This is a genomic window from Paenibacillus glycanilyticus (assembly GCF_051200795.1).
GTDB classification, from domain to species: Bacteria; Bacillota; Bacilli; order Paenibacillales; family Paenibacillaceae; genus Pristimantibacillus; species Pristimantibacillus glycanilyticus.
In genome coordinates, this window is record NZ_CP195155.1 from 3,913,674 (window position 1) to 3,934,398 (window position 20,725).

At 51.2% G+C, this 20,725-nt stretch carries 13 protein-coding genes; 3 read left to right on the forward strand and 10 right to left on the reverse strand.

Going from position 1 to position 20,725, the window contains the following annotated elements; all coding sequences use genetic code 11:
* Window positions 1–187 precede the first annotated feature (187 nt).
* Window positions 188–1,867 (forward strand): PucR family transcriptional regulator, encoded by a 1,680-nt coding sequence (locus ACR9FF_RS17935; protein WP_435163448.1) that lies wholly within the window; start codon window positions 188–190, stop codon window positions 1,865–1,867.
* A 67-nt stretch (window positions 1,868–1,934) separates the two neighbouring features.
* On the opposite strand, the gene ACR9FF_RS17940 is transcribed toward ACR9FF_RS17935, so the two are convergent.
* The gene (locus tag ACR9FF_RS17940) at window positions 1,935–4,754 is read right to left on the reverse strand and encodes a GxGYxYP domain-containing protein (RefSeq protein WP_435163450.1); all 2,820 of its coding nucleotides are present in this window, start codon (window positions 4,752–4,754) and stop codon (window positions 1,935–1,937) included.
* A 314-nt stretch (window positions 4,755–5,068) separates the two neighbouring features.
* Between ACR9FF_RS17940 and ACR9FF_RS17945 the strand changes: the two genes are divergently transcribed.
* A complete protein-coding gene (locus ACR9FF_RS17945; protein WP_435163452.1) occupies window positions 5,069–6,577 on the forward strand; it encodes a cobyric acid synthase in 1,509 nt (502 codons plus the stop codon).
* 69 nt (window positions 6,578–6,646) lie between these two features.
* Here the strand turns inward: ACR9FF_RS17945 and ACR9FF_RS17950 are convergent, their stop codons facing one another.
* The 7 genes from ACR9FF_RS17950 to ACR9FF_RS17980 all read right to left on the reverse strand — a co-directional run bounded on the left by ACR9FF_RS17950 (window position 6,647) and on the right by ACR9FF_RS17980 (window position 16,774).
* Window positions 6,647–8,452, reverse strand: a complete 1,806-nt coding sequence (locus ACR9FF_RS17950; RefSeq protein WP_435163454.1) for an ABC transporter ATP-binding protein — start codon at window positions 8,450–8,452, stop codon at window positions 6,647–6,649.
* Window positions 8,445–10,274, reverse strand: a complete 1,830-nt coding sequence (locus tag ACR9FF_RS17955; protein ID WP_435163456.1) for an ABC transporter ATP-binding protein — start codon at window positions 10,272–10,274, stop codon at window positions 8,445–8,447. Before ACR9FF_RS17955 ends, ACR9FF_RS17950 begins: the two co-directional genes overlap by 8 nt.
* A 179-nt stretch (window positions 10,275–10,453) precedes the next feature.
* The gene (gene pdxA / locus ACR9FF_RS17960; protein WP_435163458.1) at window positions 10,454–11,443 is read right to left on the reverse strand and encodes a 4-hydroxythreonine-4-phosphate dehydrogenase PdxA; all 990 of its coding nucleotides are present in this window, start codon (window positions 11,441–11,443) and stop codon (window positions 10,454–10,456) included.
* 2 nt (window positions 11,444–11,445) lie between these two features.
* Complete coding sequence (locus ACR9FF_RS17965; protein ID WP_435163460.1) at window positions 11,446–12,747, reverse strand: four-carbon acid sugar kinase family protein; 1,302 nt, start codon at window positions 12,745–12,747, stop codon at window positions 11,446–11,448.
* 18 nt (window positions 12,748–12,765) lie between these two features.
* Window positions 12,766–13,719, reverse strand: coding sequence for a 2-keto-3-deoxygluconate permease (locus ACR9FF_RS17970; RefSeq protein WP_127493232.1), 954 nt, complete (start codon window positions 13,717–13,719; stop codon window positions 12,766–12,768).
* A gap of 108 nt (window positions 13,720–13,827) precedes the next feature.
* Complete coding sequence (locus ACR9FF_RS17975; protein WP_435163463.1) at window positions 13,828–15,681, reverse strand: PrpR N-terminal domain-containing protein; 1,854 nt, start codon at window positions 15,679–15,681, stop codon at window positions 13,828–13,830.
* 121 nt (window positions 15,682–15,802) lie between these two features.
* Window positions 15,803–16,774: an AraC family transcriptional regulator gene (locus ACR9FF_RS17980; protein ID WP_127493236.1), complete on the reverse strand. Its 972-nt coding sequence runs from the start codon at window positions 16,772–16,774 to the stop codon at window positions 15,803–15,805.
* A gap of 182 nt (window positions 16,775–16,956) precedes the next feature.
* Here ACR9FF_RS17980 and ACR9FF_RS17985 point away from each other — a divergent pair, with 182 nt between their 5' ends.
* Window positions 16,957–18,366 (forward strand): MFS transporter, encoded by a 1,410-nt coding sequence (locus ACR9FF_RS17985; protein ID WP_435163465.1) that lies wholly within the window; start codon window positions 16,957–16,959, stop codon window positions 18,364–18,366.
* 53 nt (window positions 18,367–18,419) lie between these two features.
* On the opposite strand, the gene ACR9FF_RS17990 is transcribed toward ACR9FF_RS17985, so the two are convergent.
* Both ACR9FF_RS17990 and ACR9FF_RS17995 read right to left on the reverse strand, forming a co-directional pair.
* Window positions 18,420–18,647 carry an alpha/beta-type small acid-soluble spore protein gene (locus ACR9FF_RS17990; protein WP_127493240.1) on the reverse strand — a complete coding sequence of 76 codons (228 nt, stop codon included), beginning with the start codon at window positions 18,645–18,647 and terminating at the stop codon, window positions 18,420–18,422.
* 99 nt (window positions 18,648–18,746) lie between these two features.
* Window positions 18,747–20,684 (reverse strand): glycoside hydrolase family 127 protein, encoded by a 1,938-nt coding sequence (locus tag ACR9FF_RS17995; protein WP_435172155.1) that lies wholly within the window; start codon window positions 20,682–20,684, stop codon window positions 18,747–18,749.
* Window positions 20,685–20,725 lie beyond the last annotated feature (41 nt).

Sequence of the window (20,725 nt, forward strand, 5' to 3'; positions counted from 1 at the left end):
ATGTCATGTTTCTTGACTTCATTTAAGCTAAATTCAGAATAGCCGTTCCTATACGGAAAGTCATTGGCTGCATCAACTAAAAAATTATAAGAAAATTGGATGAATGATCCAAATATTGATTTACACCCGCCCAATTACATGTTACATTTCATGACACAAAACTCTTTTTGAAAAGGAAGGGATCCCATTGCTGCTAAGCGAGCTGCTTGCCAACGACATTTACAAGTATGCACGAGTTATTGCCGGGTTTAACGGACTTACCCGCAAGGTTCAAACCGTCAATATTATGGATGCCCCCGATATTATCCGGTTTCTGCGCCCTGGCGAGCTTTTATTGACCAACGGTTTTTTCATGAAGCAGACACCCGGCATGTTTATGGAGCTGATGCGGGATATGCAGCGTATGGAATGCTCGGGCATGGCTGTCAAGACGGAACGCTTCAAGCTCCATGTCCCCGAGGAAGCGCTTCTCGAAGCCGAGCGGCTGCAGTTCCCGATTATCGAAATCTCGGCAGTAGAGCTGTCTTTAGGCGAGATTTTGCAAAGATCCACAAGTCTGATCATGAATAACAAGAATGAAGAGCTGCAATATGCCTTGCATATCCATAAGCAGTTCTCCGAAATGATCATGAAAGGCAAAGGCATTACAGGTATTGTTGATGCTTTGACCAAGCTGCTTTCCTCTCCCATTCTGCTTCTTAACGGAAAACTGCAGCCCATTGCGGAATCCAGGCTCGGTTACACATCTCTTATGCCTGACTTGGCAGCGGCAGCGGATGCCATTCTCGATGGAGCAGCCATACCGTCGTCCCCAACTTCCTTCTGTCTCCTTGACGTTTCGCTTCGCAATCGCTGCAACGTGCTGCTGTATCCGGTTCACACCTACCGCCACGAAGGTTATTTACTCTCCTTCCATTCCGGAGAGAAAATGTCCAATTTGTACGGTTTAACCTTGGAACAAGCTTCCAATGTCATCGGCATGGAGCTGACAAAAGCACAAGCGGTGAAGGAACGCTCGCGCCGTTACAAAAACGAATTTTTCTCCGATCTGATTGACGGCTACATCACCTCCGAGCAGGAAGCTATTCATCGAGGAAAGAAATACGGAATAAAAGCAAACGGAGCTTGGGTCATGCTTGCGGCTCGCCGGGATGGGGCAGGTTGGGGAAACGGTCAGAGGGATAGTCAAACAGAGCGGCAGGATGAACGGAACGTATCCGAGCGTGATGAGCATTACGAGAGGATTAAGCGGCATTTTTCCGCTATCGGGCAGTCCTTTGTGATGTTTACCAAAAACGATTCATTTGGACTTCTGCTGCATCTATCCGATTCAAGCTGGGATGAATCCTTCTTCCTCCAGCAACTGGCCCGCCTGTCCGACCGACTATACGAGGAGATCGGATTAAGCTTGTCCATAGGTATCGGCAAGCCTGCAACAAATGCGCTTGGAATCAAGCACTCCTATGAGGAAGCTATCAAGGCTCTCCAATACGGCTACCGCTTGAAGCGAACCAAGTTCGTGCAATCCTACCAGTCGAAGGATATCGGTTATTTGTTCCACATGCTGCCGCATGACGAACTGAAGCAATTTTACGAGGAGACTTTTTACGGTATCAGACATACGGAGGAGCAGGAGCGGAAAGAGCTGCTTCGGACGCTTAGCGCCTTCTACGACACGCAATGCCAGCTGATGGAGACCTCAAAGCTGCTATTCGTGCACCGCAATACCGTCGTGTACAGGCTGGATAAATGCGAGAAGCTGCTTGGGGTTAAGCTGAAGGATCCCATTGAAAGCTTAAGGCTGAGAATTGCTCTTTCCATAGAACCGCTTCTGAGTGGAGACGGCTCCGTTTCTTTGTCGAGGTAACAAAAAAAGCCAAAAAAATAAAGAGGGACGCATGTTGATCATGCGTCCCTCTCCCTGTGGCAGAGCCCTAGTTAACCGTAATGCCATCCACCGTTATCGTTGCTTTATCCGCATACCAGACTCTATACTCGAGATTCTGGTTCAGCGTCTGGTTGAAGGACAACGTGAAATCCTGGTATTGATTCGCCGATGCGAACTGCTGCCGCGTAATCTTCGCTTGTTTCACGACGGTTTTTGTTGCCGCATCCCAAACATCGATAACAGCCACTACGTCTTTGTCGGTCGTGTTGTTATCGATTTTCATTCGATAAGCAATCGTATGCTTTCCCATTGGAACATTCGTATCATTCGGACCGTTCAGCATATATCCCGTTCCATCGAGCGATGGCGTAGCTTGCCAGCCATCTCCGCTGGCACGTCCCACTTCATGCCCGACCACAGCACCTTCTGCTTCATACTTGCCGATTCTTTTTGACACCGTCACCTTATCAATACTGATTGTCGCTTTATCCTTGTAATAAGCCTTGAATTCCAGGCTGCTTCCGGACGGATTGTTAAAGGAAAGGTTGAAGTCCTGATACGCATTGTTAGCTTTGAACTGATTGCGGGACACATCAACCGAAGCAAGGGTATGCCCGGTTGCGTTATCGCGAACTTCAAGCGTAACGACGTTATCGTTGGTGCCCGCGTTGGAATCGATCTTCATTTTGAAGGTCGCCGTATTGCTGCCTGCAGGAATGGTATTGTCGGCATTGCCGGACAGCATGTAGCCTGCATCATCCGCGCTTACGCTAGCCGACCAGTCGCTGCCGCTCGCTGATCCTGTTTCATGCGAGAAGGCGGTTTCCGCTTCGTATTGCTTAACGACCGCAGACGGATCGATAGGCAGCTGGTTGTTTTCGCGCATTAATTGGAAATAAGTATCCGGTCTGACAAAAACGATATTGCTATTGCTGCTAAAGTTATTTACCGCATTGACGATCATCTGGTAATTAACATCCCACGGATTGGATTGGATGCTGACAAAACGAGGTGCCGTTCCATCCCAGCCGGCAATCGCGTGATTAATCTCGGAAATAATCGTTGCTTCGGAGTAACAATAAGTCGCGCTTAGCCCCTGCGTTGGCAGCGAGTTACCGTAGATCGTAATCGGACTGCCGGCGTTTTGACCCGTTAAGCCTAACAAGGACGGCGCGTATTGGGCAAAGCTTTCCCCTACGTTTGGATTAATGCCGCCGGTAATGGTATTCCAGATTGTAGCTACCTTTAATCCCGCGCGATTCATGTAATCGTTCGATAAAGCAACAAATTTATTCAGATAGGTTTGATTCGCCCATGCATTCGGATAAGTATAGCCGAACCCGGACGGCCCTGCTATAAGCGCGTCATTTGGCGTAGCGGAATCATACAAATAATTCAACACGCCAGGCATCGCATCGAGCATAGCCGGCGATACCGTCCACCCAAGCGGTACGGCTCCGCGGTTAGGCGAATCCCAAATTTTCTTGAAGCGGTGTTCCATATACTGCAGGTTATCGCCGTCGCTCAAAATGAGCGAGACATAAATTTTGTTCTGAAGAGGCGGTTTATTCGGCACCGGCTTCACGTTAACCGTTTTTGAAGTACCGCCAAATACTGTCAGGTTGGAAGACCAGTCGCTGGCAATCGTTGAAATGCCATACTCGGAAGCGGCTTGAACGCCAATCGCTTCATCCGGCCACCAGCCCATGTACACCCCGCTGCCGGCAGGCATATCGGAGAAGAAGCTTTGCAGGAGGGTCTTCTCTGCCGGGACGGAAGGATTCAGCCAGATAACTGCCGCGCCGGTTGCCGTTGCATAATCTCGCAGCGCGCCTTTAATTCCGGGACTTAATCCAATAATGAGATTATGGGACAACGAGGACCAATAATGATCGTGCAAATATTGATAGACTTCAAGCTTTGTGCTGAAATCTCCGCGCAAATCATCTAGGATCGGCAGATTGTACGGCGCGGAAGTCAGCTTGCCGACCAAGCTTGGCGGCGCAACAATAGCTCCGGATTGCGCAGCGATTGTCGTAGCCAGGTTTAACGTATCGGGCAAGGCATCGTCATAAACGACGATTCCGTTAATCTCGCTGGCATATTTGGTAATTAAGGACCAGTTGTCCGCTACATCCGTATGCCCCAATCCTAAATCATTCAACCATTTATCTTTTCCGTCTTCGTTTCTCACGTTGTCATCATACGTATAGATTCTCGGCTGCGTTTTATTGACAAGTCCCTTGAGAGTTGTAAACAAGACCGTTTCATCCGATTTTCCTTGCTGTATGGAGCCTACGGCATCTACTTTGGTATAAGCCCGGCCGTACCAATACACCCTGAATTCCAACTCATGACCGGTGGTCGGGTTATTGTAGTTGAGCGTAAACCGCTCGTAAGTGCCTACCTTCGTCCATTGCTTCCGGGTAATGTCGCGGCTTGCCAATACCTGACCCGTTGTATTGTCTCTGACATCAACCGTAACAATGAGATCATCATTAGCCGTATTGTTATCAATAATCATATCGTAATAAGCCTGGTTATCTCCTGCCGGAATATCCTTAGCGTACGGTCCGTAAACCATATGCTTATTTGGAGCATCGATGGAGGTTTGCGCCAGCCAGCCATTGCTTTCCGGACGACCGGTGCCATGGCCGATTCCGTTTCCTTCCGCCTCGTATCTATACTCCGTTACCAAATTCATAACGTCGAGCGTAGAAGCCGGCGCCGAGAAAGACGGCAGGATCTGTTCGGAAGGCCAGCTTAATCCAGCTGCCTCCGCTTTGGGAAGCCCCACGAATGGAGAAGATGCAGCCATTATAACGGTTGCAAGCAAGACTGCACCAAATTTCTTATTCCATTTCATCTTTAGTCTCCTTTTTCCTCTTAAAATGATTGGGTTTAACTTTTATGCATACCAGTTGCGATTTCTTCCCTCCTACCACCTGCCTTCACCCTGACGTGAGATGTACTGACCTAAAAACGCAAATAAGCACCCCACAATCATGCCAAATGTGCCTGAATATGTAAGCGCTTATCTCGTTGAAGATTATATCACCCATATTATATATATTCAATATATCTTATTGCGTAATTCTTTCCCAACCTTTAGACATGGTTTATATTGAGAGACAAGACTAATTTCGATTTTAAGCAATCGCAATTGAAGGAGGTACAAGCTTGAAGCAGGCATCAACCATTATGGTGCAAGGCACGGCATCAGACGTAGGAAAAAGCGTGCTGACTACGGCATTATGCCGCATCTTCGTGCAAGACGGATGGAAAACAGCGCCTTTCAAATCGCAAAACATGGCGCTTAACTCCTATGTAACGCTTGACGGCAAGGAGATTGGCAGAGCGCAAGGCGTTCAAGCGGAAGCTTGCGGCATCGCGGCGACAACCGATATGAATCCGATCCTAATCAAGCCTACCGGAGAGATGAAGGCGCAGATCGTCGTACACGGCAAGCCGCTGGAAGAAATGAGCGCCTGGCGATACCGCGAGGAGTATATTCCTTTGGCCGAAGGCATTGTTAGAGACGCATTGGACCGCCTACGCGGGGAACATGATATTATCGTGCTGGAAGGCGCGGGAAGCCCCGCCGAGATTAATCTGAAGGACCGGGATATCGTCAATATGCGCATGGCCAAATGGGCCGATGCCCCTGTCGTGCTGGTTGCGGATATTGATCGTGGCGGCGTCTTCGCTTCCATTGTCGGAACGATGGAGCTCTTGGAAGAAGACGAGCGAAGCCGGGTAAAAGGATTTATTATCAATAAATTTCGAGGCGACATCAGCCTGCTGCAATCCGGCCTGGATTGGCTCCAAGAACGTACGGGAATTCCCGTGTTAGGGGTTATCGCCTATATGCCAAGGCTCGATATTGAAGCGGAGGATTCGGTTGTGCTGGAGAAGCGGACGGAGCAAGCCGGGACTGGAGACTTGGATGTCGCGGTCATTCGGCTGCCTCGCATTTCGAATTTCACCGACTTTGATCCGCTGGAGGCAGAGCCGGATGTCCTGGTCCGTTATGTTGAGAGCCTAGATCAATTAGGGCAACCTGACGTTATCCTTATTCCGGGCTCGAAGAACACCATGGAAGACCTTCTTTTTCTGAAGAAAACCGGTCTCGCGGAAGCCATCGCCAATCATGCCGCAAACGGATGTTACGTTGGCGGGATATGCGGAGGCTATCAGATGCTTGGACAAAAGCTGTACGACCCGCATCAAGTCGAATCCTCAATCGGCGAATCGGACGGATTAGGATTTTTACCGCTCTCTACGACCTTTAATACCCATAAACGAACGGATCGAGTCAGTGGCAATGTTTCCTGCGGGCATGCCGATTGGACTGACATGCAAGGTCTTGCCATTGAAGGTTACGAGATTCATATGGGGCAGACCACTCCCCTCGCGCCGGTTCTTCCCCTTTTGTCCATTAACGGACAGGACGAGGGCAGCATTTCGGAGGAAGGCAGAATTTTCGGCACGTATGTACACGGCATTTTTCATAACGACGCCTTCCGTCGGCAATATCTGAATAAAGTACGCGCACGAAAAAACCTAGCTCCAATCGAAGAGATACTCCCCTTCCGCAGCAAACAGCTTGAAGCCTTTGACCGGCTGGCCGGGCATGTCCGCGCTCATTTGGATATGGAGAAGGTTTATAGCATTTTGCATAAGCAGTAACCATAAGAAAAGCCTCAGCGCGATCCGTGCAGCAGATGTGCGCTTGAGGCTTTTGACTTATCCGTATGATCAAGCCGACAGGTAATGCCCTGCCTGAAGCCGGAACAGCTTGGCATAGCTGCCATCCAGCTGCATCAGCTCTTCGTGACTGCCGGATTCGATGATCTCCCCGCGCTCCATCATATAAATACGGTCAGCCAGACGGGTTGTGGACAGCCGGTGAGAGATAAAGATCACTGTCTTATCCTCCGCGGCCTCCAGCATCGCCCGGTTCAAATTGTATTCGCTAATCGGATCAAGCGCACTGGAAGGCTCATCGAGAATGAGGACCGAGCAAGGCTTGGCGAATGCCCTGGCGATTGCGATCTTTTGCGCTTCACCGCCGGAGAAGATCTGCCCTTTGTCCGAAAACTCCCTTGTCAGTTCCGTATTCAGGCCCTGATTCAGACTGCTCAAACGGCCGGCAAAATCCGCTTTCCGCAGCGCTTCAATGATGACGTTCTGACGCTCCGTATCCTCGTATCCCACCCGATCCATCCATACGTTCTCCGCGAGACTAGCCGCAAACAGCTGAAAATCTTGAAAAGCTACCCCGAACTGGCCGCGATAATCCTCCGAACGGTAATCCCGAATGCTTCGCCCATCGTAACGGATATCGCCATCGCTCGCGTCGTACAGCCTTAACAGCAGCTTGATCAGCGTAGACTTGCCTGCGCCGTTATAACCAACGATTGCAATTTTTTCCTTCGGCTTAATGCACATATGTATGCCTCGAAGCGTCGGTGCATCGTTATTTCCGTAGGTGAAGCTGACATTGGACAACCGTATTTCTTTCGGCGAACGCGGCATTTCGCATGGCTGCAGCGGCTCCTCCATTTGCGGCTTATCGTTAAGAAAAGAGCGCAGCTGCCGGATATAAAGGTTATTTTTCTGAAACTTCGTTACCGTATCAATCAGATTATTGAGACTCCACCCCAGCGTCCATACGCCGTTCGTTACAGCCGCAAACGTCCCGTAGGTAATCGAGTGCTGCACAATAACCTGATAAGCCGTAATGGCAAAATAAATGCCGTCCATAAGCAGCGTGCGGAATACAAATCCGTTCAATATGCGAAGCAGGATTAAACGGGGTGCGTATTTGCGGACAACCTGCTGCATCGCCGTATTCGCTTGGCGGTAATCTTCCATGAGCGGCCCCGCGATTCGGCTCGTGCGAAGCTCCTTCGCGTAATCGGGCAGATAGAATACCCTGCTGGTATAATTCTTTTTCCGTTCCAGCGGCTTTAATTCCAGCTCGCTTTTAAACTCTGCTCTATTGGATAGAATCGTAATCCCGAATCTCGCCGCAAGTCCGATAATAACTACAGCAACGCCTAAAGGATTCAAGACCAGCAAGGTCCCGGCGATTCCCGCTACGGTAATCGTGCTTTTAAGCAGCTCGGCAGTCTGATCAAGCACATCCGCCGCTTTGCCTTCCGTCTGCGATGCCGCCCACACGAATTGATTATAATATTCGGGGTCGTTGTACCTTGCGTAATCCATTCGGATGGCTTTCCCGTACAATTCCGTCTGCATCGCCTTGTTCAGCTTCTGAAGCTGGATGGGCGCAAACATTTCGTAAACGTAACCGGCCGCAGTCTGAATGGTTGCCCCATAGATCAAATAACCTCCCGCGGCAAGCAGAACAGGGACGACCGAATGATGAACCGTTACCGCGTCAACGACAAGCTTGATGAGCAGGACGCCCCACATGACATCAAACAATCCGAACAACGCCTGCATGATCAGATGGACGACTGCATACAGCGGTACGATCCGGAACACGTACCTCAGCATAAAAAGATTATTGCGAAGAACGTCTCCCCGCTTAGCCATACTGAGCCGCCTCCTCCCTGTAATGCTCCGCCTGCTTGCGGAACATATCCGCGTATTTCCCGTTTACAGCCATTAACTCCTTATGGGTGCCGGTCTCTACGATCCTGCCCTCTTCCAGCATGAAGATCCGGTCGGCAAGCGCGGCGGAAGATAGCCGGTGCGAGATAAAGATAATGGTCCGGTCCGCCGATGCTTGCAGCAGCAGCTCGAACATATAGGCTTCCGCCGCCGGATCTAGCGCGCTTGACGGTTCATCGAGAATAGCGATCCGGCTATTATCCGCGAATAATCGGCTGATCGCAATCTTTTGAATCTCGCCACCGGAGAGAACTAGTCCCTTGTCATCAAATTCCCTCGTCATGACGGAAGTGACCGAGCCGCCCATGCTTTCAATTTTTTGATAGACGCCTACCTTGTCCAATACCTCAGTCGCCTGCGCATATTCATGCTGGGATGCTCTGCGCATAAAAACATTGTCCGCAAGCGGCATCGCGATCACCTTGCAATCCTGGAATACGGTTCCGAACAGCTCCCGATATTCGCTAAGACGATAGGTTTTAATGTCCGCGCCATTTAAGCGAACGACGCCTTCCGTTGGATCATAGAGCCGCATCATCAGCTTGATCAGCGTGGATTTGCCCGCTCCGTTATGGCCAACCAGCGCGATCTTCTCGCCGGGCTTCACCTGAAGATCAATGCTGCTCAGGATTGGCTGCGACTGTCCGTCATAAGCAAAGCCGACCTGCTGAAGCTCCAGGCTTGGCCTTCCGGCGTCCGGAGCCACACCGTCTTGGCTCTGCGGAATAACCGGCTCATAACGCAGAAATTCCTTCACATTCTCAATATAAATGCCGTTTTCCTGCAAATTGGTGAAGAAGCCGGACACGGTAGCCATCGAGTGGCTTAAATTATTAATCGCATTCAGCAGGACGATAAACTGAAACGCCTTGATTTTCTGAAGGACAAGCACGCTATATCCCGCATACAGCATCGCAAGGGGATACGGAGCAACTCTGCCCAGGACATCGTCAAGCGCCCTGTATTTAGCGACCTGCCTGCCCAAGGTCAGGAAGTTGCCGCGCATGATGCCAACAGCCTTCCCGTAGCGGTCCAGCATCACCCGAAATATATTCGAGAGTCTGAGTTCCTTCGCATAGCTCTCCAGATAAGCAATCCGGTTTACGTATTTGCCGACCCTGACGGACGGCGTGTTGGCTTTGTTCAGTTCATACAAAGCGCGGTTGCGGCGGACCGTGATCATAAGCTTGGTTACGGCCGGAAGAATAATAAAGACAATGGCAATCGGATCCAGATAAATAACCGTGATTAACAGCATGATAAATGAAGCAAGCGCCCCCACGAAATTCGTCAGATTGTCCAGAACGCTGGCCATGCGGGTGTCCGCTTCCAACCCCGCCCGCGTATATTTGTCGTAAAATTCCGTATTTTCATAGCAGGCTAGCTCAACCTCCGCGGCTTTTTCGAACAAGATCCGGTTGAGCTCTTGTGAGATCATGAGATCGCACACCGGCTTGTAACGCTTTTCGAACCATTCGGAGACGACTGACAGAACGAAATACGTTGCGATCATGGCGCATATAAAAGCCAATACATAACGATATGGCGTCCCGTTCTCCACCGCACCAAACACATAACCGATAAATAATATGGCATACAGATAATCCATTCCGTAGTTTAGAACAGCGAGTATAAATTGCAGGATTACCCGGCGGGGCGCCGTGCGGTAAGCGATTCCCAGGAAATACATATTGTTGTTCCAGTACATTCGAAATTGCCGGTAAACCGATTCTTTACTAGACATCGATCAATCCCCCCTCTTTGCTTTCACCGCTCCAGATCCCAATATATTACAACTTATTTGCTATGTCAAAATATAAATACATATGTCTTTTATAACAAATTATTTTATTTGTTTTATCCTAAGCTACAAGAAAAAGGGACATCGACTGATGTCCCTTTTGTATGCATTAATATAATTGATTAACGCTTTGGCGCAAGCTCTACCGCTTGGCGGAGCGCTTCCTTGATGCTTTGGTCATCCGCGATGCCTTTGCCCGCAATATCGAATGCCGTTCCGTGATCGACGCTCGTGCGGATAATCGGCAGGCCTACGGTAATGTTAACGCCTGCTTCGAGGCCTAACACTTTTACCGGACCATGTCCCTGATCGTGGTACATGGCGACAACGATATCAAAGTCGCCGCGCGTCGTACGGAAGAATAACGTGTCCGCGGGGAGCGGACCTTGCGCGTTTATGCCTTCCCGCTGCGCCCGCTCGACGCCCGGAATAACCTTCTCTTCTTCCTCCCCGTAACCGAACAGCCCATTTTCTCCGGCATGCGGATTAATGCCGCAAACCGCGATGCGAGGCTCCGCGTAGCCGGCTTTCCGAAGCGTCTCATGAGCCATTTGGATCACCTTGTAGACGCGTTCCGGCTCGATCATTCTTACGGCATCAATGATGCCTACGTGCGTGGTTACGTGAATGACCTTCAGCTTTGGAGCGGAGAGCATCATCGCAAAATCCTGCGTCCCCGTCAAATCGGCCAGAATCTCCGTATGACCCGGATAAATATGGCCACCCTTGTGGAGCGCTTCTTTGTTCAGCGGCGCCGTGCAGATACCGTCGATCAGCCCTTCGTTTGCCAGCTCAATGGCGGTCTTCAAGTACATAAACGCGGCATGCCCCGCTTCCGGAGACACTTGTCCAAACGGAAGGTCGGCAGGCAGCAGATTGAGATCAAGGCAATCCACCGTACCGTATTCGTATTGCGCTTCCGAGACGGAAGCAATAGGGCGAATCTTGAGCTCGCTGTTCACGACACCCGCCGCACGTTGCAATATTTTCGCGTCGCCAATGACAAATGGATTGCAGCTCTCATACAGAGCCGAATCGCCAAGAGCCTTCATAATAATCTCGGGGCCGACGCCTGCGCCGTCTCCCATTGTGATCCCAATAATCGCTTTCATTGTTATTCCCCTCTTCCTTCTCGTATATGCTGCATGGCATGCCATAACGAACCTTTACGGCCGAACGCCCCTGCTTTCGTAATAGCCGGCAAACGGGAACCGCCAACCAAGGTGCCGAATGGGATACCCGGCTCCACCTCATGATGAAGCTCAAAGCCGCTGACGCCTAAATATCTGCAGACAGCTTTGGCCGTATCGCCACCGGTGAGCACGAGACCTTGTACAGAGCTGCCCGCAGCAACCCGGCTTGTTATTCGGCCAAGCGTATCCGCGATCCGGTTGGAGACATCCGAGGAATCCAGTCCAAGTGCCGCTCCCTTTTCCTTGGCGGCGCTGACTTGCTCCGGAGAAGAACCGGCGTGAAGCGAAATGTCTTTCCCCGCTGCAATAGCAAGCTGCAGCTCTGCCGTACACCTTGCAATTTCTCGCTCTTGTTCCTCAGCGGGCCCGATGGCTGCCAGCGGATCCATCTCCAAAGCGGCAACATTGGCCTGCCGGTTAACCTCCGCAACCTGTTCCCGGGTAATGGCCGATATACTTCCCGCTACTAGAATGACGGCACCCGTCGCAGATTGTTTTTCGTATCGTCCAGCGGTCTTGGGCGGATCGGGCGTAATCAGGAATTCCGCCAAGCCGGCTGAGCCTCCCCACAATACGCTTGCCTGAAATACCGGCATCAGCGCGGCAATAACGGCAAGATCGTCATCCGTCTCCGCGTCGAACACAAACAGCTTTACGGCTTGACGAAGTTGTTCTTCGATAAATTGACGAACCGCCTCCGGACCTTCGCGTAACAAAGCAAGCTCTACATTCGCGGCAGCAAGTCCGGATTGCTTTTGCAAAATATGGGCGACACGGGAATCCGGTACAGGAGTCTTCGGATCTCTCGCCATCTCGGTTTCATGAATCGGCGTACCGTTCAAGTAATGGATTCCCCCTACGGTCGTCCGGCCGATTCTTGGAAAGGCAGGCGCAATAAATGCGGCTTGGAAGCTATAGCTGTCCATAACCCCGCTTATTTCCTGCCCCAGATTCCCTCTAAGCGTAGAGTCCATTTTTTTGTAAATAAAGCTAAACCCTTTTTCTTTGAGCGCCGCGGCTGCGCTAGCCGCCCGCTCATAAGCAAGCTCTCCGGGTATCGAGCGGCTGTCCGTGTCGATGACGATCACATCCAGCTCCGAATGGTCATCGGGAATGGACGACCAATCGAACAGCACCTGCGTCTTTAGGCCATTCCGTGCAAATTGAACGCCGGAGTCCGATGCGCCGGTTAAATCATCTGCAATAATCGATATCTGTTTCACGTTGCATCCTCCGTCGTTTTATTTGCTTCTAGCTTCCAGACGCTTAGCCCACCATGCGGTCACAATCGGCGTAAGGATGGCCGTCACAATAACGCTCGAAGCAACAAGCGCGGTTGCCGAAGGAACGAGCGGTACATAAATCGAGTTTGCGGCGGCAACGGCCGCCGGTACGCCTGCGGCATTGCCCGCGGTAGTAGCTGCGGCCAAGCCGGCTACGCCATTACCGCCCGTAAGCCGGTCGGTCCCCATCAGCGCCAAGCCTGTAATGATAACAACCGCAACGCCTAGCAGCACGCCAAGCGCGCCTGCTTTCCACACATTGCCCAGATTCAGCCCGGCACCAAGCGCAAAGGCAAAGAACGGAACGAGGACAGGCACCCCTTTAGAGAGGAACTCGCGGAGCTCTTTATCCAAATTGCCGAGAATCATGCCGACTACCAGCGGAAGGATTGCGCCTACAAGCGTTTGCCACGGGAACGCGGCGAGGCCGGCTGCGCCAAGCGTAATCATGGTCAGGAACGGGCCGGACTCGAGGCTCATGATCGAATATGCGCCTACATCTTCCTTGCGTCCGAACTGCCCCATCAGCGCCATGTACAGACCGCCGTTTGTATCATTCATGGCCGCGACGATAGCCAGAACGGAAAGCCCGGCGAAGAAACCGTTATCAATCATGCCATTGCCAAGAAATTTACCGGCGATAAAACCAACCAGCATCGCAATGCCGATTTTGGTGATCAATAAGGTACCGCCTTTTTTCACGATATAAGGCGTTGCTTTAAAGTCGATGGTCGATCCCATACAGACGTAAAAGACAGCCAGCATGGGAAGCGAGCCGGTCATCAATGCGCCGGTAAAGGAACCAAAGTAAGTCGAAATCGTTGGAAAAGCCGTATTTATGATAGCTCCAATCAATAATGGGACGATCATCATACCGCCTGGGATTTTTTCAATGCTCGCTTTAATCTTCACAAGTAGTCCCCCTAAGATGCATTTTTGTTTCATATTGAAACATTAAGATCAATTTGTAAGCGCTACATTGCTAATTATAAAGCGAGCTATTGGGATGGACAACCTTAATTACGTTTCATTATTAAACGTTTTGTTCATTTTTCTCCAAAAGGTTGTCCGGTTCATTCCGAGTCTCTTGCAGGTTCTGGATTGATTCATTCCTTCCTCTTGAAGGACGTAAGTAATGATCCGGCGCTCGATTTCCTCCAGCGTTCCCCGCAGGTCTATCGTGGTAGACACCGTATCCGCATCGGCAATCAAGGACTCTTTATATTGTTCAATAACAGTCACCGCATCCTTCTTCTCTACATGATTGCCCTGGGTCAGGACAAGCATTTCGTGAATGGCGCGCTCCAGCTCGCGTAAATTTCCCGGCCAATCGTATTGCAACAGCTCATCGAGAGCGGCTTCGCGGAAACCGACGATCTGCTTGCCGGATTGAAAATTATAATTCGCAATCATGACCCTGATGATCTCATCAATGTCCTCCATCCGTTCCTTTAACGGAGGAACTGCTAATTGAAGCTCGCCTAAAGCGGCGATTAGCTCATGATTGTAGTCCGCCTTCCCTTTCAGGCGGGTTAGGCTTGTTGAGGAAGAGGCAATAAACCGGATTTGCGGGTACCGGCGTATGGCCTGCAGCCATTGATCCTGCGCTTCGCGGTCCAGCCTGTCCACATTGTTCAGATAGATCGTTCCGCCGAAACCGGTCTCGGGCAAGCCAAGCTCCTCCGCCGTTCCTTTCAGCAGAAGATCGGTTTCCTGCCCCGTCATCCCTTCGCACGGAATCATATAGAAGCCTTGCGCATGGCGCCTGCTCGCCGAATGGATCGCTTGGGCGAACAGCGATTTGCCGGTTCCCCTCTCCCCGGAAATCCAAAGATTTCGGTCGCTTAGTGCATACTTTTGCGCCTTGGCAATCGTTTTATTCAACATTACGCTGGAGCCTACCATTTGATTAAACGTAGTGAGCCTTGGCGGAATATAAGCGGCGAATCTCCGCTCGTTGCGCCAATTCTCGATCGAGTCCAGGGAAACCAGATAACGGAAGCTCCCTTCCTTGCGGCCCTCGCTTACGCCGACCTTATATTGCTGCTCGTTCAAATAGAGAAACTGCTTTGTCCATTTGGCAATACTGTCCGCCTCCTCCACTCCGCTTATCAGCTTATAAAGCGCGGGTAACGAGTATTGGATGCTGCTTCCTGACAAAGCGTCCGCATCCCCGCTGCCGCTGCTGGCGAGCAGTTCTCCCGCCGTCTGGTTCATGAACAGAATCCGATGACGATCGTCAAGCGCGATAATCGCTCTTGTATCCTGGTCCAGGATATCCCGGTAGAACATCGTCTGCTCCCGGCCTTGCCGGTACACATCGTATACGCGCCTAACCTCCCGGAACATATCGCCGACCGATTCTTTGCCGGAGGTAATAAGAATGCCGTGATAGCCCATCTCCTGCGCGGCCCGGACCGTAACGGCATCCCCCAGCACGATCTGAACCTTGTCGCCAAATGCCTGCCGCAGAGCGCCGCGCACTTCGGTCTGGTCGCTGATCTGGATAATCGGAATTTCAAAATCCAGCAGGCTGGACACCTCCGCAACCGCCTTGCATATATTCGGGAAGCCGATTATGGCTACCTTGGAATTCGTTCGGCGGATAAGCGTCAGCACCCGCAAAATATCGTAGCCGGATACCGGAATGTCCACGACAGGCAGCGAGGAATGCTTGCGGATCAGGTTTGCCGTACCGCCGCGGCTGATAATAATGTCATAGCCCTTTTCCTCGGCTTGCTGAATAAGCGGGAGAGCTTCTTCCAAATCCGCTACTTCCACATCCATCCGAATCATTGTTTCTTCCTGCACCATTTCCAACAGCAAATCCCGCAAACCTACATACGGAGCTATAGCCAGCACTTTTATTTTCATGATGACACCTCGTTTTTCGTTTCAGTTTGAAACACCATGACAGCATTATAATATACGAGCGGCCAAAACGGAAAAACGGAGCCCGCTTGCCGCGCGGCTCCGTTTCTGTCGGTTATTTTTCCTAAATAGGATCCTCGAATTCCGCCCCGCCCGATGCTTTGCGAAGAGTCTTGATATCCTGAAGGGGAGGCTGGCCGAACAGTCTTCGGTATTCCCGGTTGAACTGTGACGGGCTTTCGTAGCCTACCGTCAGCGCGGCTGTAGTTGCCCCTACCGGACCGCTAAGCATCAGGCGCCTCGCTTCCTGCAGGCGCAGCTGCTTCTGATATTGCAAAGGCCCCATTGTAGTGATGGCTTTAAATTTATGATGAAGCCCGGACGTGCTCATATTGCATGATTTCGCCAGCTCCTCCACCGTAAAGGAGTGGGTGTAGTTCTCCTGGATCCAGTGAATCGCCTTCGCTACCCCATCCGCCCGTTGGTCGAACAGTACCTTCTGCATAAACAAATGTCCAAAATCGCCCGACAGCAGGTTGAATATCATTTCCTTCTTCAACAGCTCGGACAGAAACCGGACTTCCTTCGGCTTGTCGATTAACTTCAGCAGCCGGTAAAAGATGTCCAGCAGATTGGCATCCGATTTGCCGATAAAGGCCGCGGAAGTTAAATCTTTTTCTTTTGGCTCCGCAAGGATCTCAGCCTCCACGACGACGGAAGCAATCTCCTGCGTCGTGAAATCAATGCGCAGTCCGATATAAGGCTGCTCTTCGGTTGCTCCGACAACCTGGCCAAATGCAGGGATATCCAGCAGCGACGCAACGTAATCCCCCGCGCTGTAATGAAAGATATCCTGGCCGAGATACAGCTTCTTCTCCCCTTGGAGAATCAGACAAAAAGAAGGTGTCAGCACGCCTGGACACCTCACCGTATCATGACTGCGTTTGACGATGGACAGGAAAGGTACGATCGTTGTATTCCGCCCTTCTTCGAGCGTCATCCTCTCCGTCATTCCAATAAGCTGATCCAGCGTTTTCTTATAAATCGAAATGCTTTTCCCTCCCGCTGACCGGGAATCCATGGTTTGCTCCGGCATATCCGCTATCCCTCCCGCCTTGATCCTGATTATATAAGCATTCTTGACGATTGGAAAGCAAAAGAACGATCGAATTGCAGCTTTAGGCAACTTTTAAGCAGGAACGATCTACTTCGAATCGCCGATTCCATTCATAATAGCTTTCAGGAACACTAACACGGGAACAAGAAAGGAACGTGAACATGCATCAATCCAAATGGATTATTCTCACGATTATTATCGCGTGCCAGCTAATCGTTGTGCTTGACGCGTCCGTCATGGTAACGGCCATTCCGCAAATCGGAAGGACGCTTCACATGTCGACAACCAGCTTGACTTGGGTTCATAACAGCTACATTCTCGCCTTCGGCGGTTTCTTGCTGCTTGGTGCCCGGGCAGGAGATCTCCTGGGGCGAAGACGAATGCTAGGCATCGGAATCGGGTTGTTCTCCTTGACCTCATTCTTTGCAGGCATAGCGCCAACGGCTGAATTTCTGCTTATCTCGCGGGCTCTGCAAGGCTTTGCCGCCGCACTAGCCACGCCTGCCGCGCTTGCCTTGCTGTCGGCTACCTTTGTGGAAGCGAAGGAACGCTCCCGGGCGATTTCCATGTACAGCGCCGTATCTGCCGCAGGGGGAAGCATCGGCCTCATTCTTGGCGGATTCTTCACCGATTTTGTCTCCTGGCGCTTTGGTATGTTTATTAATGTACCCATCGGAATTGTTTTGCTGTACCTGGTTTACAAGTTTATTCAGCCAACAAGCATCAGATCCGGCCGCTTTGATATAGGCGGCGCCCTTACTTCCGTTATCGGCATGACCTCGTTGGTCTACGGTTTGGTTCAAGCGGCGGATTACGGCTGGAGTAACCCCGCAACTTGGATTCCGCTTGCGGCCGGAGCTGTCCTGCTTGCGGTATTTGTTCTTATTGAAACCCGGGCGGCTGAGCCGATTATCCCGCTGCGGTTATTTGCGAACCGCCAGCGTTCCGGGGCATACTTGGGAAGATTTCTGATGGTTGGCGGGAACTTCTCCCTCTTTTTCTTTATCCCGCAATATTTGCAAAATGCCCTGGGATTCAGCTCCTTTGAAGCAGGTCTGGCCTTCCTGCCGTTTACCGTTGCTCAGTTCGGAATGATGTACATTATCCCGGGACTGGTTCGGCGATATGGCAATATCAAAGTACTGTCTGCCGGGTTAATCATTGCGATTATCGGTACGCTTCTGTTAAGCCGGATGGTCTCCGCTCAGACGCCGTTCTTTCCGGATCTATTTATTCTTCTCGCTATCATGGGCATCGGTGCCGGAATGGTTTTTCAGCCGCTTACGGCAATGGGACTGACCGGTGTGCAGCCGCAAGACAGCGGCGCGGCTTCGGGTCTGGTCAATGTCGCCCATCAAAGCGGTGCTTCCTTGGGCCTTGCGGTTCTCATTACGGTGTTTAATACCTCGATCCGCGCGGAACACCCTTCCGTATCGGAGTTTGCGCATGCGGTCTCGAACTCCATATTGGGATCCGTCTTCTTTATCGTATCGGCCTTGCTGGTGACGTTTATCTGCTTTGCATCCGTTCGGCAGATGACCCGCAAACGGGCTCTGCAAGCCAATAAATAAGAACAGCAAAAAGGCTGCCTATCAAGTAGGCAGCCTTTTTGGCTTCGTATTTACTAACGACGGAAGTTAGTGGATGCACCGCCGAGGCTTTGCTCAGCGATTTCAACCAAACGGCGAGTAATCGATCCACCGATTTTTCCGGCATTATAAGTAGTAATATCACCGTTGTAACCATCACGCGATAAGGAAATACCGAGCTCTGAAGCCACTTCGAATTTGATTTGATCCAAAGCTTGCGCTGCTTGTGGTACCACTAAAGTATTGCTGTTGCTTCTAGACATTGAAAAGCCCTCCTAATGTGTTGGTTTGTGATGTAATTTTTGGTGCTGAAATTAATTTCTCCAGCTACCACCACATTATGCAAGGTAACGAAAAACTTTTTAATAACGGAGCCATACGTTCATTTCGCCAGGCTCACGGTTGCCCCACAGATAGTAAGGAATCGCTTTGAAACGGACGGATTCCCTATGCTTGGTTAGCGGCTGATAAGGCTGACCTTCCACCCAGCCGGAATTGTCAATAACAACTCCGTTGCCTTCCACTACGACGCAGCCTCCAAGCAGTTCCGAAGCTTTGCTTGCCGATAGTTCCGGCACTTCCGCAAGCGATAGAGATGCCAGCGGCTTGCCGTTGTCCGCTTCCTCTACGCAGTAGACAAGCGGCCCGCGTTGAATGGCGGCTTTACCGGCATCCGCGCGGATTAACGGATTCGCGGCAATCAGCAACGTCTCGATTGGCAGCAGCCATTCCACCTGATCACCGTCCTGCCATACGCGGTATACGGTGGCGTAACCTTTATCCACATGGTAACGGACTGATTCTCCGTTTATTTTCAATACCGGCTCTTTCGAAGAGAACCAGTTCGGAATACGAAGCGCAAGCATAAACGGAACATCGTCTTTATCTTCTTGCAGCGATATCTTAAATTCAACCTGGCCGTTCCAAGGGAGCTCCGATTTCTGGTTCATTACGATTTTCCGGCCTCCCGTCTCGAATGCTACTTCGCTTCCGATAAACAGATGGACACGCACGGTTGAGCCGTCTTCTGACATATCGTAAATGTACTCGTCGAGCGAACCTAGCAGACGGGCTACGTTAGGCGGGCAGCAGGAGCACCCGAACCATTTTTGCCTAACCGGCTTCACATGGAATTTATCCGGGCTCTTGGCGCTTGCTTCCGGCCATACCTCAAGCGGATTCACATAGAAGAAATGCTTGCCATCCTTCGCCATGCTTCCGAGCACGTTATTGTACAAGGCCCGCTCCATCACGTCCGCGTACTCGCTCTTGGCCTCCAGCTGAAGCATCCGCCGTGCCCAGAAGATAAGGCCGATCGACGCGCATGTCTCCGCGTAGACAATATCGTTCGGAAGATCGTGGTCGAAGGTAAAAGCTTCTCCTAGATGCGTCGCGCCAATCCCCCCGGTGATGTACATTTGCTTGCCGGTCGTATTCGCCCACAGCCGCTCGCATGCTTCGCGGAGCTTGACGTCACCGGTTAAGCGGGCAAGATCCGCCATGGCTGTATACAGGTATACCGCCCGAACGGCATGTCCGACGGCAACCGGCTGCTCCCGAACCGGAATATGGCTTTGGTACACCTCGAGATTAGGCTCCCCTTGCGCCCAGATCGTTGTCCGGCCGCGTCGTTCCCATTCCTCCAGGAAATAATTCGGCTTGCTGCCGCGTTCGTCGATAAAGTACAAGCTCAGGTTCAGATACCGTTCTTCTCCCGTAGCCTGATACAGCTTCACTAAGGCCAGTTCAACCTCCGGATGGCCGCAATAAGCCTGCATTTGTCCCGGTTCCTTACCAAACAAGCTTGAGATAAGGTCGGCAAAGCGGCAGGAAATGTCGAGCAGCTTGCGCTTGCCCGTTGCCCGATAATAAGCAACAGCCGCTTCGAACAAATGACCCGCGCAGTACAGCTCATGCGCTTCATACAGGTTGGACCACTCTTTGCCGGGCTCTTGAATCGTAAAATACGTATTTAGATATCCGTTCTCATGCTGGGCTTGTCCAATCAGCTCGATCGCTTCATCCGCAATCTTTTCCAGCTCCGGATCGGGTTGACGTTCTAGCGAATAAGCAACGGCCTCCAGCCATTTGTAGAGATCGCTGTCCTGAAAAATCCATCCGCCGAACTCGCCCTTCTCTAGGCCCGCCGCAATCCGGAAATTGCGGATCGAGTAGCTGGGCTCCGCGTCCTGGATGCGGTCGTTCAGAGCCTCCCATTGATAAGGGATGACCGTTGTTCGTACTAGCTCTGTATATTCATTCCAAAAATCATCCTTGATGCTGATCTGCGTATCCTTCATCATAATCCTCCTTCAGATGACTGCCTAGTCGTTAAAAACGA